The organism is Bradyrhizobium sp. CCBAU 51745, assembly GCF_028128715.1.
GTDB lineage: Bacteria > Pseudomonadota > Alphaproteobacteria > Rhizobiales > Xanthobacteraceae > Bradyrhizobium > Bradyrhizobium manausense.
This window is the reverse complement of sequence record NZ_LBJP01000088.1, coordinates 123,601-145,631: the sequence shown is the minus strand read 5'-3', so window position 1 is coordinate 145,631 and position 22,031 is coordinate 123,601. Positions and strand designations below refer to the sequence as shown.

Annotated in this window: 21 protein-coding genes; 14 read left to right on the top strand and 7 right to left on the bottom strand. The window is 64.0% G+C overall.

The window, feature by feature from the left end:
• Nucleotides 1-107: 107 nt before the first annotated feature.
• Nucleotides 108-380 (top strand): GlsB/YeaQ/YmgE family stress response membrane protein, encoded by a 273-nt coding sequence (locus tag XH98_RS29745; protein ID WP_205668226.1) that lies wholly within the window; start codon nt 108-110, stop codon nt 378-380.
• A 140-nt stretch (nt 381-520) separates the two neighbouring features.
• Here XH98_RS29745 and XH98_RS29740 read toward each other — a convergent pair whose 3' ends face one another.
• Entirely contained in the window at nt 521-1,306 is a 786-nt protein-coding gene (locus XH98_RS29740) for an SDR family NAD(P)-dependent oxidoreductase (RefSeq protein ID WP_271603419.1), read from the bottom strand.
• A 232-nt stretch (nt 1,307-1,538) separates the two neighbouring features.
• Here XH98_RS29740 and XH98_RS29735 point away from each other — a divergent pair, with 232 nt between their 5' ends.
• The 3 genes from XH98_RS29735 to XH98_RS29725 are packed head-to-tail and all read left to right on the top strand — an operon-like array spanning nt 1,539 to nt 4,613.
• Complete coding sequence (locus XH98_RS29735; RefSeq protein ID WP_271603948.1) at nt 1,539-2,603, top strand: acyl-CoA dehydrogenase family protein; 1,065 nt, start codon at nt 1,539-1,541, stop codon at nt 2,601-2,603.
• Nucleotides 2,604-2,618: 15 nt separating this feature from the next.
• Nucleotides 2,619-3,779: an acyl-CoA dehydrogenase family protein gene (locus tag XH98_RS29730; RefSeq protein WP_271620708.1), complete on the top strand. Its 1,161-nt coding sequence runs from the start codon at nt 2,619-2,621 to the stop codon at nt 3,777-3,779.
• Between the two features lie 15 nt (nt 3,780-3,794).
• On the top strand, nt 3,795-4,613 hold the full coding sequence (locus XH98_RS29725) for an enoyl-CoA hydratase/isomerase family protein (RefSeq protein ID WP_220001309.1): 819 nt from the start codon (nt 3,795-3,797) through the stop codon (nt 4,611-4,613).
• 115 nt (nt 4,614-4,728) lie between these two features.
• Here the strand turns inward: XH98_RS29725 and XH98_RS29720 are convergent, their stop codons facing one another.
• The 3 genes from XH98_RS29720 to XH98_RS29710 all read right to left on the bottom strand — a co-directional run bounded on the left by XH98_RS29720 (nt 4,729) and on the right by XH98_RS29710 (nt 7,600).
• The gene (locus XH98_RS29720) at nt 4,729-5,478 is read right to left on the bottom strand and encodes a hypothetical protein (RefSeq protein ID WP_271620794.1); all 750 of its coding nucleotides are present in this window, start codon (nt 5,476-5,478) and stop codon (nt 4,729-4,731) included.
• Between the two features lie 2 nt (nt 5,479-5,480).
• Entirely contained in the window at nt 5,481-6,269 is a 789-nt protein-coding gene (locus XH98_RS29715; RefSeq protein WP_057747477.1) for an enoyl-CoA hydratase, read from the bottom strand.
• Nucleotides 6,270-6,394: 125 nt separating this feature from the next.
• Nucleotides 6,395-7,600, bottom strand: a complete 1,206-nt coding sequence (locus XH98_RS29710; RefSeq protein WP_271620707.1) for an ABC transporter substrate-binding protein — start codon at nt 7,598-7,600, stop codon at nt 6,395-6,397.
• Nucleotides 7,601-7,881: 281 nt separating this feature from the next.
• On the opposite strand from XH98_RS29710, the gene XH98_RS29705 reads away from it, so the two are divergent.
• Both XH98_RS29705 and XH98_RS29700 read left to right on the top strand, forming a co-directional pair.
• Nucleotides 7,882-8,733 (top strand): thermonuclease family protein, encoded by an 852-nt coding sequence (locus XH98_RS29705; RefSeq protein WP_271620793.1) that lies wholly within the window; start codon nt 7,882-7,884, stop codon nt 8,731-8,733.
• 85 nt (nt 8,734-8,818) lie between these two features.
• Nucleotides 8,819-10,255, top strand: coding sequence for a M48 family metalloprotease (locus tag XH98_RS29700; RefSeq protein WP_271620706.1), 1,437 nt, complete (start codon nt 8,819-8,821; stop codon nt 10,253-10,255).
• Nucleotides 10,256-10,375: 120 nt separating this feature from the next.
• On the opposite strand, the gene XH98_RS29695 is transcribed toward XH98_RS29700, so the two are convergent.
• Nucleotides 10,376-10,768, bottom strand: coding sequence for a c-type cytochrome (locus tag XH98_RS29695; protein ID WP_271620705.1), 393 nt, complete (start codon nt 10,766-10,768; stop codon nt 10,376-10,378).
• 57 nt (nt 10,769-10,825) lie between these two features.
• Nucleotides 10,826-12,163 (bottom strand): MFS transporter, encoded by a 1,338-nt coding sequence (locus XH98_RS29690; RefSeq protein WP_057747471.1) that lies wholly within the window; start codon nt 12,161-12,163, stop codon nt 10,826-10,828.
• 182 nt (nt 12,164-12,345) lie between these two features.
• Between XH98_RS29690 and cyoA the strand changes: the two genes are divergently transcribed.
• The 8 genes from cyoA to XH98_RS29650 all read left to right on the top strand — a co-directional run bounded on the left by cyoA (nt 12,346) and on the right by XH98_RS29650 (nt 20,783).
• Complete coding sequence (cyoA, locus tag XH98_RS29685) at nt 12,346-13,506, top strand: ubiquinol oxidase subunit II (protein ID WP_271620704.1); 1,161 nt, start codon at nt 12,346-12,348, stop codon at nt 13,504-13,506.
• Nucleotides 13,507-13,531: 25 nt separating this feature from the next.
• Entirely contained in the window at nt 13,532-15,529 is a 1,998-nt protein-coding gene (gene cyoB / locus XH98_RS29680) for a cytochrome o ubiquinol oxidase subunit I (protein WP_271620703.1), read from the top strand.
• Nucleotides 15,530-16,159, top strand: coding sequence for a cytochrome o ubiquinol oxidase subunit III (cyoC, locus tag XH98_RS29675; RefSeq protein WP_057747468.1), 630 nt, complete (start codon nt 15,530-15,532; stop codon nt 16,157-16,159).
• Complete coding sequence (gene cyoD / locus XH98_RS29670; protein WP_271603410.1) at nt 16,156-16,536, top strand: cytochrome o ubiquinol oxidase subunit IV; 381 nt, start codon at nt 16,156-16,158, stop codon at nt 16,534-16,536. Before cyoC ends, cyoD begins: the two co-directional genes overlap by 4 nt.
• A gap of 8 nt (nt 16,537-16,544) precedes the next feature.
• The gene (locus tag XH98_RS29665) at nt 16,545-17,381 is read left to right on the top strand and encodes an SURF1 family protein (protein ID WP_442868648.1); all 837 of its coding nucleotides are present in this window, start codon (nt 16,545-16,547) and stop codon (nt 17,379-17,381) included.
• Nucleotides 17,353-18,738, top strand: coding sequence for an ATP-binding protein (locus XH98_RS29660; protein ID WP_271603408.1), 1,386 nt, complete (start codon nt 17,353-17,355; stop codon nt 18,736-18,738). Before XH98_RS29665 ends, XH98_RS29660 begins: the two co-directional genes overlap by 29 nt.
• Nucleotides 18,728-19,261: a response regulator transcription factor gene (locus XH98_RS29655; protein WP_220001298.1), complete on the top strand. Its 534-nt coding sequence runs from the start codon at nt 18,728-18,730 to the stop codon at nt 19,259-19,261. The genes XH98_RS29660 and XH98_RS29655 overlap by 11 nt, the downstream gene beginning before the upstream one ends.
• A 136-nt stretch (nt 19,262-19,397) precedes the next feature.
• Nucleotides 19,398-20,783 carry an adenylate/guanylate cyclase domain-containing protein gene (locus XH98_RS29650; RefSeq protein WP_271620792.1) on the top strand — a complete coding sequence of 462 codons (1,386 nt, stop codon included), beginning with the start codon at nt 19,398-19,400 and terminating at the stop codon, nt 20,781-20,783.
• Nucleotides 20,784-20,883: 100 nt separating this feature from the next.
• Here XH98_RS29650 and XH98_RS29645 read toward each other — a convergent pair whose 3' ends face one another.
• A complete protein-coding gene (locus XH98_RS29645) occupies nt 20,884-21,702 on the bottom strand; it encodes a CarD family transcriptional regulator (RefSeq protein ID WP_220001296.1) in 819 nt (272 codons plus the stop codon).
• Between the last annotated feature and the right edge of the window lie 329 nt (nt 21,703-22,031).

The window sequence follows — 22,031 nt, the reverse complement described above, 5'->3', positions numbered from 1 at the left end:
ATCAGGATCAATCACAATCGCGCTTTAGGTTATCGCTTGAGCATGATCTTCTCGGAAAACCGCTGCACACTTTTCCGGATCATGCCGTTGGCAAGGGGAGCACTGACATGAGCATGGGCGGCCTGTTGTGGATCATCATCGTCGGCTTCGTTGCCGGCCTCATCGCGCGTTTTCTGGCACCGGGACCGAACAACCCGAGCGGCTTTATCCTCACCACCATCCTCGGTATCGCCGGTGCGTTTCTGGCGACCTTCATCGGCCAGGCCATCGGCCATTACGGCCCGGATCAGGGCGCGGGCTTCATCATGGCCACGATCGGCGCTGTGGTGGTGCTGTTCATCTGGCACCGGCTGGTGGCGAGTGGCGTGATCAAGGGGTAGCGCCTTAAAGCGCCGGAGGGCATTGCCTCCGCATCGTCATGCCCGGGCTTGACCCGGGCATCCACGTCTTTCGGTCCGCGCGGCAACACGTGGATGGCCGGGTCAAGCCCGGCCATGACGCGGAGAGAGCGCGCCGAAAGCTACGTGATCAAATGCATCCCGGCATCCATGCGCACGGCTTCGCCGGTCATGTTGCCGGAAGCCGGCAGCGCCAGGAAGCAGACGAGCTGCGCGATGTCCGCGGCGGACGAGGCCACCTTGAGCGGCACCTTCGCCAACACGGCGTCACGCACCTTTTTCGCGCCTTCCTCACCACGGCCCTTGGTGAACCAGGGCGTATCGATATAGCCCGGACAGACCGCGTTGACCCGGATCATCGGCGCAAGCGCGACGGCCAGCGACCGTGTGAGGGTGTTGAGTGCACCCTTGCTCGCGGCATAGGCCATCGAGGAGCCAACGCCGTTGATGCCGGCGACGGAGGACACGTTGACGACCGCCGACGTTCGCCCCGATGCCTTCGCACCGGCCTCGAGCAGGCTGCGCGCAGCACGCACCATCTGGAACGGTCCGACCGTATTGACGCCGTACAGGCGCTGGAAATCGTCCGCCGATAGTCCGTCGAGATCGCCATAAGCAACGTGCTTGGTGGTGCCGGCATTGTTGACGAGGATGTCGAGCTTGCCCCAGCCGCTCGCAGCCGCGACGATCCTGCGGCAATCGTCATCCTTGGAGACGTCGCCCTGCGCAACCAGCACTTCGGCGGCGCCCGCCTTGCGGCACGCTTCCGCCGTGGCCTCGGCTTCGGTCTTGCTCGACGAATAGTTGATGACGAGCCGCGCCCCGTTTCGGGCGAGGATTTCTGCGGTTGCAGCACCGAGGCCGGATGCGGACCCCGTCACGATTGCGCACAAACTGTCCTTGGCCATCCGGATGTCCTTCCCTCTGTAAGTTTCTGGCGCCCTGTTTAGCGAGTTTGCCGCGCCCTGCAAATCGAGCAAACTCCGCTAAGCGGAATTAGCTTATCGCCCATGCCCGCCCCGCAGGTTGACCTGCGATCAACGCTTGTCAGGGCCATGGCTTTTTCGGATCATCCGGCGCAAGAAGAGATCGCGCACCGCCCCTTGGGTCGACGCGCCAATGGCAAACACGGGGAACGCTGTGGCGGAGAGTGACAATATCGTCGTCGAGACCGCGGAGAAGATCTTCGCCGATCTTGCCGATCCGCAAACCATCAACAACGACAAGAACAATTCGTGGCAGGCGCCGCTGTGGCAGGCGCTGAGCGAAGCCGGCTTGCCCTTGTCCTGGGTCCCCGATGATCTCGGCGGCTCCGGCGCCAGTCTTGCCGACGGATTTGCGCTGCTGAACGCAGCGGGCCGCTTCGCGGTCGCGGTTCCCCTGGCCGAGACCATGCTGGCAGGCTGGCTGCTGGCGCAGGTGAAGATCGCCTCACCCGAAGGCGAGATGACGGTGCTGCCGGCCTCGCCGAAGGATCGCATCACTGTCGATGCCGATGGCGCCGTCTCGGGCCGCTGCCGCGGCGTGCCTTTTGCGAAATCGGCCAAGCATTTTGCGGTGCTGGCGCACGGCAAGGACGGTGTCGCGATCGCGCTGGTCGACGCGAGCAAGGCGCGGATCGATTCCGGCCTCAATGTCGGCTACGACCACAGCGATACCGTGACGCTGGACAAGCTCCAGCCCCTCACCATCAAGGCCGCGCCTGGTGGCTTTGACCAGACCGCGATGATGCTGATGGGCGGCGTCGCGCGCAGCCTGCAGATTGCAGGCGCACTGGAATCGATGCTCGACATCTCCGTGCGCTATTCCAATGAGCGCGTCGCCTTTGAGAAGAAGATCTCGAAATTCCAGGCGGTGCAGCACAATCTCGCCCGCCTCGCCGGCGAATCCGCCGCCGCACTGGCGGCCGCGACTTCGGCAGCTGACGCGATCGCGAACGCAAAGTCGTTCGACGACGAGGTCTATCTCGAAGCAGCCGCCGCAAAGATCCGCTGCGCGGAAGCTGCGGAAAAGGGCGGTGGCATCGCGCACCAGGTTCATGGCGCGATCGGCTTCACCATCGAGCACATCCTGCACCGTTATTCGCTACGGGCGCTGGCATGGCGCGACGATTTCGGCTCGGAAAGCTACTGGGCCGTCGAACTCGGCAAGCTCGTCGCCTCAAGAGGGGCCGATCAATTGTGGCCGCTGGTCGCCTCACGCTGAGAAGGAATGAGACACATGACCGCAGCGCTTCGTTTCGATCCGATTCGCCTGCCGCCCAAATGCGAAGAGCTGCGCAAGGAAGTGCGCGCGTTCCTCGCCGAGGAGATGGCTCGCGGCACCTTCAACCCGTTCAAGCCCAACCGCGAGGACACCGATGTGCCGGAATTCTGTCGCCGCGTCGGCGAGCGCGGCTGGATCGGCATGACCTGGCCGAAGAAATATGGCGGCCAGGAGCGCTCCTTCCTCGAGCGCTACGTGGTGACCGAGGAGATGCGCGTCGCCAACGCGCCGACGCGGCGCTTCTTCGTCGCCGACCGCCAGAGCGGGCCGGTGCTGCTGAAATACGCCCCCGAACATATCAAGATGGATATCCTGCCGCGCATCTGCCGCGGCGAGATCTGCTTTGCCATCGGCATGAGCGAGCCGAATTCCGGCTCGGACCTGTTCGCGGCGAGGACGCGCGCCACCAAGACCGACGGCGGCTATCTCATCAACGGCACCAAGATCTGGACGTCGTCGGCGCATATCGCCGACTACATGATCGCGATCTTCCGGACCTCGCCACCGACCAAGGAAAACCGCCGTCACGGCCTGACCCAGTTCCTGGTCAAGATGAAGCAGCCGGGCATCAAGGTGAATCCGATCGGCCAGATCACCGGCCAGTACGAATTCAACGAGGTCGTCTTCACCGACTTCTTCGTGCCCGATGATCACGTGCTCGGCGAAGTCGACGGCGCCTGGAAGCAGGCGACGAGCGAGCTCGCCTATGAGCGTTCAGGGCCCGAGCGCTTCCTGGAGACCTACTACGTGCTGACCGAGCTGGTCCGCGCGGTCGGTCCCACCCCCGATACGCGCAGCGCCGAAGGCATCGGCCGGCTCGTCGCGCAGCTTCACACCATGCGGCGCATGTCGGTGTCGGTCGCAGGCATGCTGCAAGCCGGCAAGGAGCCGGTGGTGGAAGCCTCCATCGTCAAGGACATCGGCACGGTCTGGGAGCAACAGCTTCCGCACCGCGTGCGCGATCTCGCCGCCTTCGTCGAGGAGACGGCGAGCAACCGCGAGACACTGGAGCGACAGCTCGACTTCGCCATCAAGACCGCACCGAAACTCACCATCCAGGGCGGCACCACCGAGGTGCTGCGCGGCATCATCGCCCGCGGACTTGGTTTGCGCTAACGCTTCGAGGACATCATGAGCACCTACAAAGATATCGGCGTCGAAAAAGTTGGCCACGTCGGCACCATCGAGATCCGCAGGCCGCCGCTGAACTTCTTCGACATTTCGCTGATCAACCAGATCGCAGACGCGCTCGACGAGTTCGATCGCGACATCGAGATCCGCGCCTCCGTTCTCTCGGCGCAAGGCAAGGCGTTCTGCGCCGGCGCAAATTTTGGCGATCCCGCGCGGCAGGCGCAGGAAGCGCAGGAGGCCGAGAAGAAGGCCAAGGGCGATCCGGCCGACAGTCTCGGCCCGATCAACCATCTCTATATCCAGGCCGTGCGCATCTTCCGCGCAAAGAAGCCGATCGTCGCCGCCGTGCAGGGCGCAGCCATCGGCGGCGGCCTTGGCCTCGCGGTCTCGGCGGATTTCCGCGTCACCTGCCCCGAAGCCCGCTTCTCCGCGAATTTCACCAAGCTCGGTTTCCATCCCGGCTTCGGCCTGACGACGACGCTGCCCGAATTGATCGGCAAGAACAACGCCGAGCTGATGTTCTACACCAGCCGCCGCGTCACCGGCGAAGAGGCGTATAAGTGGGGCCTCGCCAATGAACTGGTGCCGCAGGACCAGGTGAAATCAGCCGCGATGAAGCTCGCCGGCGAGATTGCCGAATGCTCGCCACTCGGCCTGCTCTCCACCCGCGCCACGATGCGCGCCGGCCTCGCCGACCGCGTGATGGCTGCGACCAACCACGAGCTCGCCGAACAGACCCGCCTGCGCGCGACTGAGGATTTCAAGGAGGGTGTGAAGGCCACGGAAGAACGGCGGGTGGCGAATTTTAAGGGGAGGTGATTGCGGCTGCGCTTTGCCGTATCACTCTCGCGTCGCCACAACCTCAGCTGTCGTCCCGGCCTAGTGCGCAATTGCGCACGGGGGCCGGGACGACAGCGGAATTTGTCGCAACAGCTCACGAATGAACGTGGAACGTGACGCCGCCCAGCAGGAATTCGTTGCCAGCGACCGCGAGCCCTTTCTCACGCGCCGCATGCAACACGCTCGCCGCATCGGCCACCCGAAACTCCAGACCGCTCATGATCTCGCTCGCGCCCTTCACGAAGCGGAAGGTCGCATTGGGCAGCTTCAGTTCGGTACCATCGGCTGCAACCCCGATGATCTTGCCCCAATGCGCCGCCAGGCCGTGCGGATCCGGGCTCTGCATCTCCACCGCCGTCAAGGCCTGCGTCACATCCTTGCGGATGAATTTTTGCCAGTCAGGCCCGGCCGGCGGATAGGCGCCTAAAATGTCGTCGCTGCCCTCGGTGTGGTTGAATTCGATGAAGGCGGCGCGGCAGTCGCGGGGATGGAGCTGGACGCCGTGATAGGGCGCGTGGTCGATCACGTTGGCGGTGCGCACGCCAAGCGCATTGGCATTGCGGCCCCGTTCGTCCGGATCGTTGCAGCAAAAGATCGCCATGTAGCCGCCACGGCCGCCGGTCTTCTCGATGAAGCGGCCGGCGGTGGTACCGTCCCTGAACGGAGCGACCACCTCCAGCAGGATCGTATCGACCGGAAGCAGCGCATTCTCCAGGCCATATTTGGCGACGTTGCCGTCGCGGTAGCAGACGGAAAGGCCCATGATCTCGGCGATATCGGAGATGACAGGCGCGAGTTGCGGCGCGACCAGACAGATCTGCCGCAGCCGCATATAGGATGCCATGGTCATGCGCCCTTGAAAGCCGGCTTGCGCTTCTCGACGAAAGCCTTGGCGGCCTCCTTGTGATCCTCGGTGTCGCTGCAGCGGGTGTGGTGGATCGCCTCGCCGTCGAAGCAATCCTCCAGCGGAAGATGCTCTGCATTGTTGATGTTGCGCTTGATGAAGCCGAGTGCGATCGATGGCCCCTGCGCCAGCGACATCGCAAGCTCGTGCGCGGCAGCGTCGATCTCGGCGTCGGGCACGACCCTGGTCACCATGCCGATCGCATGCGCTTCCCTCGCGGTCAGCACGGGCGAAGTCAGGTAGAGCTCACGCGCCCGCGCGCTGCCGAGCAGCTGGGTCAGGAAATAGGTGCCGCCGTAATCGCCGGAGAAGCCGACCTTGGCGAAAGCGGTCGTGATCTTGCAGGATTCGGAGGCAACACGCAGATCGCACGACAGCGCCATCGACAGGCCGGCGCCGGCCGCGGCGCCGTCGAGCTGCGCCACCACCGGCTTGGGCATCTGATGCAGGATGCGCGACACCTCCATGCCGCGGCGAAGGTTCGCAAGCTTCTGCTCGAACGGCAGCGGTGCGCGGCCGGCCGCCATCGACTTGACGTCACCGCCGACGCAGAACGAGCCGCCGGCGCCCTTGAACAGCACCGCGCGCACCTCGGGATCGTCAGCCGCGCGCCGCGCCGCCTCGACCAGGCCCGCGACCATCTCGGGATTGAGCGCGTTCTTCCGCTCCGGGCGATTCATCGTGATGGTGAGCAGCCCGGCTTCGAGCTTTTGCAGGACCATGTCGTTCATGGGACAACTTCCTTATCGTTGTTCTGTATCTCCGTCGTTCCGGGGCTCGCGGTGCGAGAACCCGGAACCTCGAGATCCCGGGTTCGCTTCGCGCCCCGGGATGACGGCGTGACGACGTCACGCCGTCACTTCTTCACCAGCGGGCAGCGCGACTGCTCCAGCGACTGGAACGCCTCGTTGCCCGGCACGGTGGCGAGCAGCTTGTAATCGTCCCAGCGGCCCTTCGATTCCGACGGCTTCTTGACCTCGAACAGGTACATGTCGTGCAGCATGCGGCCGTCCTCGCGGATCTTGCCGTTGTGAGCGAAGAAATCGTTGATCGGCGTGTCCTTCATCACCTTCATCACCGCAGCCGCATCGGTCGTGCCGGCCGCCTTCACGGCCTTCAGATAGTGCGTGACGGAGGAATAGACGCCGGCTTGTGCCGAGGTCGGCGGCCGTTTGACGCGTTCCTGAAAGCGCTTCGAGAAAGCGCGCGTCTCGTCGTTCATGTCCCAATAGAAGGCTTCGGCCAGCAGCAGTCCCTGCGCGGTCTCAAGTCCGATCGAGTCGATGTCCGTGACGAAGGCCAGCAGCGGCGAGACCTTCTGGCCGCCTTTCATGATGCCGAACTCGGCCGACTGCTTGATGGCATTGACGGTGTCGCCGCCGGCATTGGCGAGCCCGATCACCTTGGCTTTCGAGGCCTGCGCCTGAAGCAGGAACGAGGAGAAATCCGACGTATTGAGCGGATGGCGCACGCTGCCGAGCACCTTGCCGCCGGTCTTGGTGACGACGGCGCCGGTGTCCTTCTCCAGATCCTGGCCGAAAGCGTAATCGGCGGTGAGGAAGAACCAGGTGTCGAGGCCCGACTTCACGGCGGCAAGACCGGTCACGTTAGCCTGGCCGTAGGTGTCGAACACATAGTGGATCGTGGTGGGGCCGCAGGCCTCGTTGCTGAGACGGATCGAGCCCGGGCCGTTGAAGATGATGATCTTGCCCCGCGCCTTTGCGATCTCGCCGGCGGCAAGCGCGGTGGCGGAGGCCGCGACGTCGTAGATCATCTCGACGCCCTGATTGTCGAGCATGTCGCGCGCGATGTTGGCAGCTAGGTCAGCCTTGTTCTGATGGTCGGCCGCCAGCACCTCGATCTTGCGTCCCAGCACCTCGCCGCCGAAATCTTCCACCGCCATCTTGGCCGCGGTCTCGCTGCCCGGACCGGTGATGTCGGCATAAAGGCTCGACATGTCGAGGATACCGCCGATCTTGAGAGGAGGCTTGTCCTGGGCCTGCACGGCGCTCGCGCTGAAGGCCAACGCGGCGGCAAAAATGCCCGACAAAATAGGCTTCATTGAAAACAACCTCCCTTGATCGCCTTGCTCTGAATGGCGGCTTGATTATTGCTATTGTCGCAATCATGCCGCATGCGCGAGAGCGCAGCAAGCAGAAGCGCGTCTCGAGCGCACGATTGCCGCTCATGTTTTCCGCAAAGCGGAATGGTGAGGCATGGATCGATATCTCCACGTCATTGCGAGCGCAGCGACCTGTCCGCCGAAGCCTTGGCGAAGGCGGAAGCAATCCAGAATCTCACCGCGGAAAGACTCTGGATTGCTTCGTCGCTTGGCTCGTCGCAATGACGGAGTGTGAGGAAATGTCTTCACGACTCACTAAACTTGGGGTAAATCTATATCACAATGCAACCTCTGCGGGTCTCGTGACTGAACGGCTTCACCTCATCGTCGCATTCCTTCTCTCCGCAGGTCTGCCCGCGGTCGCAGCCCCGTGCCAATTCGAAGCACAAGGCGAAGGCCGTGTCGCCGCAATCACCGACGCGCGCAGCGTGCGTTTCGATGACGGCCGTGAGGTTCGCCTCACCGGCATCGAGGCGACAGCAACGACCAGACAGGCGCTGACCTCGCTGCTCGTCGGCCGCGACGTCATCCTGCGCGGCACCGACGACACGCCCGACCGCTACGGCCGCCAAGGTGCGCTGCTGTTTATCGGCGAGAGCGACATCCCAGTTCAGTCGATGCTCCTCGCCCAGGGCGACGCCCTGGTCTCGGCCGAGATCTCCGACAAGGACTGTTCAGCCGCCCTGATGTCGTCCGAGGCGGAGGCGCGGCGCCAAAAAAAGGGCAGTTGGGCTGACCCGTCGGCCATAAAAAACGCGGAAAGTCCGGACGATATTTTGGCCGGGATCGGGCGCTTTATGGTGGTCGAGGGCAAAGTCCTGTCGGTCCGGCAAGCTGGGGCAATGACCTACCTCAACTTCGGACGAAACTGGACACACGGCTTTGCTGTGACTATTTCAAAGCGCAACCTGCCGGCGTTCGAAAGCGCAGGAATATCCCTTAAGTCCCTGGAAAACAGGCGTATTCGTGTCCGGGGCTGGGTTGAGGGGACGACGGGGCCGCGTATCGACGTGCGTCTGTTGGGACAGGTTGAATTGCTGGGCGCAAACGAGCCTACTGGGGTAAGGCCTTAAGGCCGGGCACGGGTTAAGCGACGTGAATGGGGTGCTAGAACAGCGCAAAATTGGCGAAGGACGCCGCCTGCGGGCTGCGCCGGCCATGCTTTGCCTGCTGCTGGGCACTGGTCTGGCCGGTTGCGGCGATATGGGTCGGTTCCAGACTGTTGCGACCCCGGCAACCGTGGCGATGCCCAAGCCCAAGCCGGCCGTCGCCCAGACCCCCGCTACCGAAAAGGAACACGAGCGGATCCTGGCGAGCTATGGCGGCACATACGACGACCCCAAGCTCGAATCACTGGTCAGCAAGACTGTCGACCGCCTCGTTGCCGCCTCCGACCGCCCGGATCAGGGCTACAAGGTCACCATCCTCAATTCCGGCGCAGTGAACGCCTTCGCCCTGCCGAACGGCCAGCTCTACGTCACCCGCGGGCTGATTGCGCTGGCCAGCGATACCTCGGAATTGTCCTCCGTGCTCAGCCACGAGATGGCGCATGTGCTGTCCAAGCACGCCGCGATGCGCGAGGACCAGGCCCGTCAGGCCGCGATCGTGACCCGTGTCGTCACCGATATGAGCAACGACCCTGATCTGACCGCGCTCGCGCTCGCCAAGACCAAGCTCACCATGGCGAGCTTTTCGCGCAACCAGGAATTCGAGGCTGACGGCATCGGCGTCGGCATCTCCGCCAAGGCGCATTTCGACCCTTACGGTGCCGCCCGCTTTCTCTCGGCGATGGAGCGCAATGCCGAGCTGAAGGCCGGCAAGAGCTCGCTCGATCCACGCGCGCAGGATTTCACATCGTCGCATCCGGCAACGCCCGAGCGGGTGCAGAATGCGCAGACGATCGCGCGGCAATATGCGGCGCCCGAAGGCGCCGAGCGCGACCGCGAGAGCTATCTCGCCGCGATCGACAACCTCGTTTATGGCGAGGATCCGAGCGAAGGCTTCGTCCGCGGCCGCAGATTCCTGCATCCGAAGCTCGGCTTCACCTTCCAGGCGCCCGATAACTTTACACTCGACAACACCGCACAGGCGGTGATCGGCGTGCGCGAGGGCGGCTCGCAGGCGATGCGCTTCGATGTCGTGCGGGTGCCGGCCGAACAATCGCTCGGCGATTACCTCAATTCCGGCTGGATGGAGGGCGTCGAGAAGGCCTCGACCGAAGACCTGACCATCAACGGCTTCCCGGCCGCGTCCGCCGCCGCCAAGGGCGACCAGTGGCAATTCAAGGTCTATGCGCTGCGCTTCGGCAGCGACGTCTACCGCTTCATCTTCGCCACGCGGCAGAAGTCGACCGAGAGCGAGCGCAATGCGCGCGAGACCGTCAATTCCTTCCGCCGCCTGACGCTCGAAGAGATCCAGGCCGCGCGTCCGCTACGCATCAAGGTCATCACCGTGCAGCCCGGCGACACCGTGGAATCGCTCTCGCACCGCATGGCCGGCGTCGATCATCCCGCCGAACGCTTTCGCGTGCTGAACGGGCTCGACCGCACCGCGCAGGTGAAGGTGCGTGACCGCGTGAAGATCGTGACGGATTGAGGCTGGCGCGGCTGCCGTAGGGTGGGCAAAGGCGCGCAGCGCCGTGCCCACCATTCATCAATTGTAGCAACAGATCGTGGGCACGCTTCGCTTTGCCCACCCTACGAGACCTGCACTGCCTTACCGCGCCTTCTCCTTCAAATACGCGATGATATCGGCGCGATCCTGCGCATCCGGCACGTCGACGAACATCTTGGTTTCGGGCACCATGGCCTGCGGCCCGGTCAGCCATTTGTCGAGATTGTCCTCGGTCCAGACGATCCCGGAGTTCTTCAGGTCGGGCGAGTAATCGTAGCCCGCGACGCTGCCCGCCTTGCGCCCGACCACGCCCTTGTGCATCGGACCGACGCCGTTCTCATTGATCGAGTGGCAGTCTGCACAGCCCTTGTAGAGCGTCTGCCCCCGCGCGACATTGCCGGTCGCGCCGGCGGGGCCGCTAGCGCAAAGAAGCGTAATCGCGAAAGCCAGGCTTGCAGTGCTTCGCCGACCGGCGGAATTCGACCAGACGTTCATGGCATCTCCTGTTAGCGGTCCCGCCAACAGGATCGTCCGCCTCGAACTTTATTCCCGTCAGTTCGACGATTGACCCGCGTCCATGTCACCGGCTTCGCGCTGGCCACTGAGCCAGAGCGCAAGCAGGGTCCAGAACGCGCCGGACAGCAGGTACGCACCCGAGGCGATGACGCCGAGATTGGTGGCGAGCAACAGCGCGACCAGCGGGGCGAAGCCGGCGCCGAACAGCCAGGCCATGTCGGAGGTCAGGGCGGAGGCCGTGTAGCGATACATCTGCTTGAAGTTCGAGGCGATCGCGCCCGAGGACTGGCCGAAGGAGAGGCCGAGCAGGATGAAGCCGATCACCATGTAGATGGTCTCGCCGAACGCGCCGGCATCGAGCAGCTGCGGGGCAAAGCCGCTGTAGATCGCGATTGCGATTGCCGACCCCATCAACAGCGATTTGCGGCCGACGCGGTCGGCGATGATGCCGGAGGCCACGATCGCAGCGACGCCGAACACGGCCGCCACGATCTCGATGATCAAGAAGCGCACCGGGCTTTCGCGGGTGAACAGGAAGACCCAGGACAGCGGGAACACCGTGACCATGTGGAACAGCGCGAAGCTCGCCAGCGGCGCGAACGCGCCAAGCATGATGGTCTGGCCTTCGCGTGCAACCGTCTCTGAGATCCGCGCCGGCTGGAGTTCGCGAGTCTCGAACAGTGTGGCGTATTCTTCTGTCGTCACCATGCGCAGGCGGGCGAACAGCGCAACCACGTTGATGGCGAAGGCGACGAAGAACGGATAGCGCCAGCCCCAGTCAAAGAAATCATCGGCCGAGAGGAGACCGGCGAAATAGGCAAACAGCGCACTCGCCACGATCAGCCCGAGCGGGGCGCCGAGCTGCGGCACCATTGCGTACCAGCCGCGCTGGGACGCCGGCGCATTCAGCGCCAGCAGCGAGGCCATGCCGTCCCAGGCGCCGCCCCAGGCCAGACCCTGCGCAAGACGCGCCAGCGCCAGCAGCCAGATCGCGGCTACGCCGATCTCGGAATAGCCGGGCAGGAACGCCAGCGCCACTGTGGCGGTGCCGAGCAGGAACAGCGCCGAGACCAGCTTTGCGGTCTTGCCGTACTCGCGGTCAACAGTCATGAAAATGACGGTGCCGATCGGCCGGGCCATGAAGGCCAGCGCGAAGATCATGAAGGAATAGAGGGTGCCGGTCAGCTCGCTCGTGAACGGGAACACCAGGCGCGGAAACACGATCACCGAGGCGATCGCGTAGACGAAGAAGTCGAAGAATTCCGAGGTGCGGCCGATGATGACGCCGATGGCGATCTCGCCGGGACTGGCCTGGTCGTGGCCGTGCTCGCCCGAGTGGATATCCGCCAGTGCGGGGGTCTGTGCCGTCGCCATGCGTGCGCCCTTAACGTCCTGAAAACCAAAGCCGACCGCCCGGCTTGACGCCAGGCAATCCAGACCTGTTTGACCCAACATCTCGCACTGCAACATTGGACAAATTGTCCAATGTCCGGATTGCTGCGCCGCAGCTACCCATTGGCCCCGCAAAGGAAACTCATTCTCATAAGGCTCGGCCCGTGTCCCGTCTCAAGATCCTGGCGCTGCTACCCCTGGCAGTCGCGCTCAGCGGCTGCAACTACATCGTGCTGGCGCCAGCCGGCGATATCGCTGCCCAACAGCGCGACCTCGTCATCATCTCCACCGTCCTGATGCTCCTGATCGTCGTCCCCGTGATGGCGCTGACGGTGCTGTTCGCCTGGCGCTACCGCCAGTCCAACACCTCGGCCCGCTATGAGCCGGATTGGGACCACTCGACCAAGCTCGAGCTGGTGATCTGGTCGGCGCCGCTGCTGATCATCGTCTGCCTGGGCGCGCTGACCTGGATGGGCACGCATCTGCTCGACCCCTATCGCACGCTCGGGCGCATCCATGCCGACCGTGCCATCGACCAGTCCAAGGCGCCGCTCGAGGTCGATGTCGTCGCGCTCGACTGGAAGTGGCTCTTTATCTATCCCGACTACGGCATCGCCACCGTCAACGACCTGGCAGCGCCCGTCGATCGTCCGATCAATTTCCGCATTACCGCCTCTTCGGTGATGAACTCGTTCTACATCCCCGCGCTCGCCGGCCAGATCTATGCGATGCCGGGCATGGAGACCAAGCTCCACGCCGTCGTGAATCACGCCGGCACCTATAAGGGCTTCTCGGCGAACTACAGCGGTGCCGGCTTCTCCGGCATGCACTTCAACTTCCAGGGCCTCGACGACAAGGGTTTTGACGCCTGGGTCGCGCAGGCCAAGTCCGCCGGTGGCTCGCTTGGCCGCACTGAATATCTCCAGCTCGAAAAGCCCAGCGAGAACGAGCCGGTGCGCCGCTGGGGCTCGGTCGATTCCGATCTCTATCGCCTGATCCTCAACATGTGCGTCGAGACCGGCAAGATGTGCCAGAGCGAGATGATGGCGATCGACGCCAAGGGCGGTAACGGCCATGAGGGCCTGAACAACACCCTTCCGCTCTCCTACGACAAATACGCCCGCCGCGGCACCGTGCTCGGGCCGGAGCCTGTCTTCGTCGCCGGCACCTGCACGCCGGATGCGCCGCAAGGCCGGACGACGGCGGCGATCAAGGCGCCGCTCGACACCGCGCCGCTCGTCGGTGCCGGCCTGAAGCGGCCGACTTTGGCGCCGCTGAAGTCCTCGTCCTTCTTCCTCGGACAGCGTCCCAAGTCCGATTCCTGAAGTCCGATTCCTAAAGAGATCCAGCATGTCTCCTGATCTTCTCAAGTTCATCTTCGGCCGTCTCGGCATCGATTCGCTGCCGCTGCACGAGCCGATCCTCGTCGGCACTTTCATCATGGTCGCGCTCGGCGGCATCACGCTGCTTGCAGGCCTCACCTATTTCCGCCTCTGGGGCTATCTGTGGCGCGAGTGGTTCACCACCGTCGACCACAAGCGCATCGGCATCATGTACATGATCCTCGGCATCGTCATGCTGCTGCGCGGTTTCGCCGACGCGCTGATGATGCGGGCGCAGCAGGCGATGGCGTTCAACGGTTCGGAAGGCTTCCTGCCCGCCCATCACTACGACCAGGTCTTCACCGCCCACGGCGTGATCATGATCTTCTTCGTGGCGATGCCGCTGGTGACAGGCCTGATGAACTACGTCGTGCCGCTGCAGATCGGCGCCCGCGACGTGTCGTTCCCGTTCCTGAACAATTTCAGCTTCTGGATGACGGTCGGCGGCGCGGTGCTGGTGATGGCCTCGCTGTTCATCGGCGAATTCGCCCGCACCGGCTGGCTGGCTTATCCGCCGCTGTCGAACATCGGCTACAGTCCTGACGTCGGCGTCGACTATTACATCTGGGCGCTCCAGGTCGCCGGCGTCGGAACGACGCTATCGGGCATCAATCTGATCTGCACCATCGTCAAGCTGCGCTGCCCCGGCATGACCATGATGAAGATGCCGGTGTTCACCTGGACCTCGCTCTGCACCAACATCCTGATCGTCGCCTCCTTCCCCGTCCTGACCGTCGTGCTCGCGCTGCTCTCGCTCGATCGCTATGTCGGCACCAACTTCTTCACGAACGATTTCGGCGGCAGCCCGATGATGTACGTGAACCTGATCTGGATCTGGGGCCACCCTGAAGTCTACATCCTGGTTCTCCCCGCCTTCGGCATCTTCTCGGAAGTCACCTCGACCTTCTCCGGCAAGCGCCTGTTCGGCTACACCTCGATGGTCTACGCCACTGTCGTCATCACCATCCTGTCGTACCTGGTCTGGCTGCACCATTTCTTCACGATGGGCTCCGGCGCCAGCGTCAACTCGTTCTTCGGCATCACCACGATGATCATCTCGATCCCGACGGGCGCGAAGATGTTCAACTGGCTGTTCACGATGTATCGCGGCCGCATCCGCTACGAGCTGCCGATGCTGTGGACCATCGCCTTCATGCTCACCTTCGTGATCGGCGGCATGACCGGCGTGCTGCTCGCGGTGCCGCCGGCCGACTTCGTCCTGCACAACAGCCTGTTCCTGATCGCGCACTTCCACAACGTGATCATCGGCGGCGTGGTGTTCGGCGCGTTCGCCGGCATCAACTACTGGTTCCCGAAGGCGTTCGGCTTCAAGCTCGATCCGTTCTGGGGCAAGTGCTCGTTCTGGTTCTGGGTCACCGGCTTCTACATGGCCTTCATGCCGCTCTATGTGCTCGGCCTGATGGGCGTGACCCGCCGCCTGCGCGTGTTCGACGATGCCTCGCTTCAGGTCTGGTTCGTCATCGCCGCGATCGGCGCCGGCCTCGTCTTCCTCGGCATTCTCTCGATGCTGATGCAGTTCGCGGTCTCGTTCCTCAAGCGCGAGCAGCTCAAGGACGTCACCGGCGATCCCTGGGATGCGCGCACGCTGGAATGGGCAACGTCCTCGCCGCCGCCGGACTACAACTTCGCCTTCACGCCCGTCGTCCACGACAACGACGCCTGGTGGGACATGAAGAAGCGCGGTTACCAGCGTCCGCTGATGGGATTCAAATCGATCCATATGCCCAGCAGCACCGGCACCGGCATCGTCCTCGCCGGCTTCGCCACCGCGATGGGTTTTGGCCTGATCTGGTACATGTGGTGGCTGGCCGCCTTGAGCTTCATCGCGATGCTCGCCGTCGGGATCGGTCACACCTTCAACTATCACCGCGACTTCGACATTCCGGCTGACGACGTCATCCGGACCGAGGACGCGCGCACCAAACTGCTCGCCGGAGCCAAGTAAATGACCGTCGCTGTCAATCCCACCCAAACCGGCGAGCCGGTCTTCTATCTCGCCGACGAACATCCGCATCCGGAAGGCTACAGCACCTCGCTCGGTTTCTGGATCTATCTGATGAGCGACTGCCTCATCTTCGCGATGCTGTTTGCCGCCTTCGGCGTACTCGGCGCCAACTACGCCGCCGGCCCCGCGCCGAAGGACCTGTTCGACCTCAACCTGGTCGCGGTGAACACCTCGATGCTGCTGCTGTCGTCGATCACCTATGGTTTTGCCATGCTGACGATGCAGCAGAACAAGATCGCGCAGACACAGATGTGGCTCCTGATCACCGGCCTGTTCGGCGCCGCCTTCATCGGTATCGAGCTCACCGAGTTCGCCCACATGATCCATGAGGGCGCAACGCCGCAGCGCAGCGCCTTCCTGTCTGCCTTCTTCACCCTGGTCGGCACCCACGGCCTGCACGTCTCCTGCGGCCTGATCTGGCTGGTGACGCTGATGGTGCAGGTCTGGCGCTTCGGCCTGATCGAGGCCAACCGCCGCCGCCTGATGTGCCTGTCGATGTTCTGGCACTTCCTCGACGTGGTCTGGATCGGCGTCTTCACCTTCGTCTATCTCCTGGGAGTTCTTCGATGAGCACCGATACCCACGCCGCGCACGCGGACGGCCATCACCACGACGACGGCCACGCCCACAGCACGTTCTCGGGCTACATGCTCGGCTTCGTGCTGTCGGTGGCGCTGACCGCGATCCCGTTCTGGCTGGTGATGAGCGGCACGCTGCCGAGCAAGCAGATCACCGCACTGGTCATCATGGCCTTCGCGGTCGTGCAGATCGTCGTGCACATGATCTACTTCCTGCATATGAGCCCCAAGTCAGAGAACGGCTGGAGCATGATGGCGCTGATCTTCACCATCGTCATGGTGGTGATCGCGCTGTCGGGTTCGCTGTGGGTGATGAACCACCTCAACAGCAACATGATGCCGACCCACGAGATGACGGGAATGAAGTGAGCGATCCCGTGAGACCAGAGGATAACGAAACGCGCAGCCCCGAACGGGCTGCGCGTCCGTCCCTGTGGCTCACGGTTCTCTCGCTCATCGCGTTTGTCGTTCTGATGGCCCTCGGCGTCTGGCAGGTCGAGCGCCGCACCTGGAAGTTGGCGCTGATCGACCGGGTCGAGCAGCGCGTTCATGCCCCGGCGCGGCCGATCCCCTCGCGGGCGTCGTGGCCGGCGATCACCGCCGCCAGCGACGAATACCGGCATGTCAGCGTCGCCGGCCGCTTCCTGCACGACCGCGAGACGCTGGTTCAGGCCGTCACCGAGGAAGGCCCCGGCTATTGGGTGCTGACGCCGCTTGAGCGCGATGACGGCACGACTGTCCTGATCAACCGCGGCTTCGCGCCGTCGGAGCGGCGTGCCCCATCGGCGCGCCAGGGTGGCAATCCGGACGGCCAGGTCGAGGTCACGGGCCTTTTGCGCATCACCGAGCCGAAGGGCGGATTCCTCAGGGACAACGTGCCCCAGCACAACCGCTGGTATTCGCGGGATGTCGCCGCGATTGCGGCGGCCCGCGATCTCCACAACGTGGCGCCCTTTTTCATCGATGCCGATGCCGGATCACGATCCGGTCCCGGTCCAATCGGCGGATTGACCGTGGTCCGCTTTCCCAATAACCACCTGATCTACGCGCTGACGTGGTTTGCCCTGGCTTTCATGCTGGCCGGTAGACTTTTCGTCACATTTCGCGGCGGGCTGTTCCGCCGCCAACGCTTCGTCCACGAACCGGCCGGCGGCCTAGACGCCTCCGCCCGCAGGACGGGATCAGATGCTGGAACGATCGTCGAACCGACCTGACGATGGACGACATTTTGGCGAGCTGGCCGTCACGCTGCAATCGCAGGCGGACGCGCGCAGCGAGCTGATCGGCGCTGCCCCCACCGACGACGAGACCAATCGCAAGAACATGGCGCTGCTGATCCAGCTGCGATGGACCGCGGTGGTCGGCCAGATCGTCACCATCGGCGGCGTGCACTTCTGGCTCGGCATTCCCCTGCCCCTCACTCGCATGGGCGCGGTGATCGGCGCGCTGGTGCTGCTCAACGTCTCCAGCCTGGTCTGGGTGCGCCATCGCGCCGCGATCACCAACAATGAGCTTCTGGTCGCGCTGATGCTCGACGTCGCCGCCCTGACCGCGCAGCTCTATCTCAGCGGAGGCGCCACCAATCCCTTCACCTCGTTGTTCCTGCTCCAGGTGACGCTGGGAGCGGTGCTGCTCGATTCCCGTTCGACCTGGTCGCTGGTGGCGCTGACCTGCGCGAGCTTCGTCTGGCTGACGCTGGCCTATCGGCCGCTCGACCTGCCGCCAAATCCCCTCAGCGAGACCTACACGCTCACCGTCACAGGCATGCTGCTCGGCTTCGTTCTCAACGCGGTGCTGCTGGTCGTGTTCGTCACCCGCATCAACAGGAATTTGCGTCAGCGCGACGCGCATCTGGCGGCCCTGCGGCAGCACGCCGCCGAGCAGGACCACATCGTCCGCATGGGCCTGCTTGCCTCCGGCGCCGCGCATGAGCTCGGCACGCCGCTCGCCTCGCTCTCCGTCATCCTCAGCGACTGGCGCCGCATGCCCGATCTTGTCGCCGATCAGGAGCTTGCCGAGGACCTCACGGAGATGGAGACCTCGCTGCAACGCTGCAAAAGCATCGTAACAGGCATTCTGGTGTCGGCCGGCGAGGCGCGCGGCGAAGGATCCTCGCCGACGACGGTGACGGACTTCGTCACCGCGCTGGTCGAGGAATGGCGCGACGCCCGCTCGGCGCGGACGCTCTATTTCACCAACACCTTTGGCGAGGATGTCGCGATCGTCTCGGACATCGCGCTGAAGCAGGTGATCTTCAACGTGCTCGACAACGCCTACGAGGTCTCGCGCGAATGGGTGGAGTTGCTCGCCGAGCGCGAGGGCGACAATCTGGTGCTGTCGATCAGCGACCGCGGCCCGGGCTTTGCGCCGGAAATGCTGGCGCAGCTCGGAAAGCCCTATCAGTCGAGCAAGGGCCGCGCCGGCGGCGGGCTCGGCCTGTTCCTGGTGGTGAACGTGGTGCGCAAGTTGGGGGGGAGCGTGACCGCGGAGAACCACAGGAAGCGCGGCGCCACCGTCCGGCTCACCTTGCCGCTCGCCACGCTCGCGATCGGAGGCCGCTTTGACGCCTGACCGCTCGCTCATCGTCGTCGAGGACGACGAAGGCTTTGCGCGCACGCTGAAGCGCTCGTTCGAGCGCCGCGGCTATGAGGTCGTGCTCGCCGCGTCGATCGAGGATGTCCGAAAGGTTCTGGAGGATCGATCGTTCGGCTACGCCGTGGTCGACCTCAAGCTCGGGGGCGCCTCGGGGCTCGCCTGTGTCGAGCTGCTGCATGCCCATGACGAGGAGATGCTGATCGTGGTGCTGACGGGCTTTGCCAGCATCTCGACCGCCGTCGAGGCCATCAAGTTAGGGGCCTGCCACTACCTCGCAAAGCCTTCCAACACCGATGACATCGAAGCCGCCTTCACCAAGGCCGAAGGCAACGCCGAAGTCGCGCTGGACGTGCGGCCGACCTCGATCAAGACGCTGGAATGGGAGCGCATCCACCAGACGCTGATCGAGACCGATTTCAACATTTCGGAGGCGGCAAGGCGGCTGGGCATGCACCGCCGCACGCTGGCGCGGAAGCTCGAGAAGCGACCGGTGAAATGAGCGGTTCGCCGCGTGGAGAGGAAAACACCCAGCCGAGCTGATGACCTCGCGGCCATGCATCACTAGACTACCGGATGCGTCGGCTGACGGCCGGCGCAGTGCTGCAACGGCCAAGCGAGGAGACCGCCTTGTGACAATGCTCGTCGAACGCCTCGGCGGGTCCGCCGCGCAGTCGCGCGCGCGCAGCCAGCGTGATACCGAAACCGTCCAGTTTGCACAGGCCGCGCTCGAAGCCGGCAAGAAGGAGGGCCTGCAACTGGCCGTGCGGGCGCGCTATGTCGCGCTGGCCGTCATCGCCTGCCTGTTGCTGGCCATCAACCCGGCATGGGAGCAGCTCTACTACGTGGCGTTGCTGGGCCTGTTCGCTTTGATCGGCTGGGCCCAAGTCAGGGTCGGACGGGTCGGCGTTTCGCGACCGGAATTGGCGCTTTTGTTCTGCGACCTGGCGCTGCTCACATTCGTCATCGTCGTCCCGAACCCGTTCGGCACGACACACTGGCCGGCGGCGATGCAATACCATTTCGGCAACTTCATCTACTTCTTCGTACTGCTCGCCGCCGGCACGCTGGCCTATTCCTGGCGAACCGTGATTGCGGTCGGCACATGGACCGCGGCGCTGTGGGCGATCGGCCTTGCCTGGGTGTGGTGGCAACCCGATCCTAGTCCCGCGCTGACCGCCCGCATTGCAGAGGCGGTGGGCAGCGATCACAGGCTGCTCGCGTTGATTTCGCCCAGCGCGATCGGATTCGGCCTCCGCATCCAGGAAATCGTCGTCTTCCTGATCGTGGCCGTTACGCTGGCGCTCGCGGTTCGCCGCAGCAATGATCTGTTGGTTAGACATGCCGCGGTGGAGCGAGAACGCGGCAACCTTGCGCGCTACTTCTCACCCAACGTCGTCACGGAATTATCGAAGCACGACGAGCCGTTGAAGCAGGTGCGCACCCAGGACGTCGCGGTGCTGTTCGTGGACATCGTCGGCTTCACGGCCTTTGCCGATGTGCGCGCTCCGGACGAAGTGGTGCGGACGCTGCGCGAATTCCACGGATTGATGGAGCAGGAAGTCTTCCGCCACGAGGGCACGCTGGACAAATATCTGGGCGATGGATTGATGGCGACATTCGGCACGCCCTTCGCAGGCCCGCGCGACGCCAGCAACGCGTTGCGCTGTGCCCAGGCCATGATCGCAGCGGCGGACGGCTGGAACGCGCGACGAACGGTGGCCGGCGAGCCAGCCATGCGCGTCAGCTTTGGCCTGCATTACGGACCGGTGGTCCTCGGCGACATCGGGCACACCTGTCTGGAATTTGCCGTGATCGGCGCGACCGTCAATGCGGCAAGCCGACTCGAGGGGCTGACGCGCACGCTCGACTGCGCGCTGGTGGCAAGCAACGATCTCGTCAGCCGCGCCAAGCTGGAGCTCGGCAGCACAGCCGGTGCCTTTGCATCGTTGATCGCCTGCGATCCCCAACCGATCCGCGGGCTCGAGCGGCCGATCGCGATCTGGACCCAGCCGCGCGCGTGACCATGGCGAAGCTTCGGCCGCCGTTGGATCACGCGCCCCAACAAAAAGCCCGGCCGAGCGGCCGGGCTTTTGAACTGTTGCGATCGACGCGACGAGATGCTTACGCGGCCTCGTCGGCGACGGTGGTGTCGTCGCCATCGGTATCGTCGGTATCGCCCTCGGCATCCGTCTCACCTTCGCCGTCGGCGGCTTCTGCCTTGGCATTGGCGCGGCGCGGGCTCTTGGCAAGCTGGGCCTCGATCTCCTTGACCGCTTCGGTCTCGGTCGAGTGCTGCACCACCGCGATCTCGCGGGACAGACGATCGAGCGCCGCTTCGTAGAGCTGACGTTCGGAGTACGACTGCTCGGGCTGCGACTCCGAGCGATAGAGGTCGCGCACGACTTCCGCGATCGCGACGATGTCGCCCGAATTGATCTTTGCTTCGTATTCCTGGGCGCGGCGCGACCACATGGTGCGCTTGACGCGGGCGCGACCCTTGAGGGTCTCGAGCGCCTTCTTCACCAGCGCCGGCTCGGACAGCTTGCGCATGCCGACATTGGCGACCTTGGCGGTCGGAACGCGCAGCGTCATCTTGTCCTTGATGAAGTTGATGACGAACAGTTCGAGCTTCGCGCCGGCGATCTCCTGCTCCTCGATGGCCAGAATCTGACCGACGCCGTGAGCGGGATAGACGACGAATTCATTGGCCTTGAAGCCCTGACGCTGGGTCACGACCTTCTTTTCCTCGACCTTCGGCGCGGGTGCAGCGGCCTTCACGGCCGGCTTGGCAGCAGCAACGGGGGCCTTGGCCGGGGCGGCAGCAACGGGAGCCTTCGGAGCAACGGGCTTGGCAGCGGGAGCCTTGGCCGCGGGAGCCTTGGCAGCAGCAGGCTTGGCAACGGTCGCTTTCGCGGCCGGTTTGGCAGTCTTGTTAGGCATTGCGCTTCTTTTGTTCTTCGAGGACTTTGCAGCCGGCGGCGCCTTGGCAGCGGCCCGACCCTTGGATGCGCTACGGCTGGCCGCGGCGACTTTTTTGGCCTCCTTATGGGAAGCCCTCGCTGAAGTACTCTTTTTACGCGTTTTCTGTGACACAGCCTGCGCGCGGAAACTGCCACGCCCCTGTTTCGACATTTGGTTTCACGGGAACCCAGAGGGGCCAAGCGGGGCTGACGGGGTTCGGCTTAATGTGCCCAATATAGCACATTTCCCGCAAAAATCAATGATTTAGGGGTCTTGAGGGCTGGTTTTCGGCGCTGACGACGCTATTA

What these genes read in the sequence shown, in the direction of transcription:
- XH98_RS29645 (WP_220001296.1), bottom strand. Translation starts at nt 21,702, where the DNA reads ATGCCTAACAAGACTGCCAAACCGGCCGCGAAAGCGACCGTTGCCAAG.
- XH98_RS29660 (WP_271603408.1), top strand. Translation starts at nt 17,353, where the DNA reads ATGCTGGAACGATCGTCGAACCGACCTGACGATGGACGACATTTTGGC.
- XH98_RS29705 (WP_271620793.1), top strand. Translation starts at nt 7,882, where the DNA reads ATGACGGAGTGTGAGGAAATGTCTTCACGACTCACTAAACTTGGGGTA.
- cyoD (WP_271603410.1), top strand. Translation starts at nt 16,156, where the DNA reads ATGAGCACCGATACCCACGCCGCGCACGCGGACGGCCATCACCACGAC.
- XH98_RS29710 (WP_271620707.1), bottom strand. Translation starts at nt 7,600, where the DNA reads ATGAAGCCTATTTTGTCGGGCATTTTTGCCGCCGCGTTGGCCTTCAGC.
- XH98_RS29650 (WP_271620792.1), top strand. Translation starts at nt 19,398, where the DNA reads ATGCTCGTCGAACGCCTCGGCGGGTCCGCCGCGCAGTCGCGCGCGCGC.
- XH98_RS29700 (WP_271620706.1), top strand. Translation starts at nt 8,819, where the DNA reads ATGCTTTGCCTGCTGCTGGGCACTGGTCTGGCCGGTTGCGGCGATATG.
- XH98_RS29730 (WP_271620708.1), top strand. Translation starts at nt 2,619, where the DNA reads ATGACCGCAGCGCTTCGTTTCGATCCGATTCGCCTGCCGCCCAAATGC.
- XH98_RS29715 (WP_057747477.1), bottom strand. Translation starts at nt 6,269, where the DNA reads ATGAACGACATGGTCCTGCAAAAGCTCGAAGCCGGGCTGCTCACCATC.
- XH98_RS29725 (WP_220001309.1), top strand. Translation starts at nt 3,795, where the DNA reads ATGAGCACCTACAAAGATATCGGCGTCGAAAAAGTTGGCCACGTCGGC.
- XH98_RS29690 (WP_057747471.1), bottom strand. Translation starts at nt 12,163, where the DNA reads ATGGCGACGGCACAGACCCCCGCACTGGCGGATATCCACTCGGGCGAG.
- cyoB (WP_271620703.1), top strand. Translation starts at nt 13,532, where the DNA reads ATGTCTCCTGATCTTCTCAAGTTCATCTTCGGCCGTCTCGGCATCGAT.
- XH98_RS29695 (WP_271620705.1), bottom strand. Translation starts at nt 10,768, where the DNA reads ATGAACGTCTGGTCGAATTCCGCCGGTCGGCGAAGCACTGCAAGCCTG.
- XH98_RS29740 (WP_271603419.1), bottom strand. Translation starts at nt 1,306, where the DNA reads ATGGCCAAGGACAGTTTGTGCGCAATCGTGACGGGGTCCGCATCCGGC.
- cyoC (WP_057747468.1), top strand. Translation starts at nt 15,530, where the DNA reads ATGACCGTCGCTGTCAATCCCACCCAAACCGGCGAGCCGGTCTTCTAT.
- XH98_RS29720 (WP_271620794.1), bottom strand. Translation starts at nt 5,478, where the DNA reads ATGGCATCCTATATGCGGCTGCGGCAGATCTGTCTGGTCGCGCCGCAA.
- XH98_RS29745 (WP_205668226.1), top strand. Translation starts at nt 108, where the DNA reads ATGAGCATGGGCGGCCTGTTGTGGATCATCATCGTCGGCTTCGTTGCC.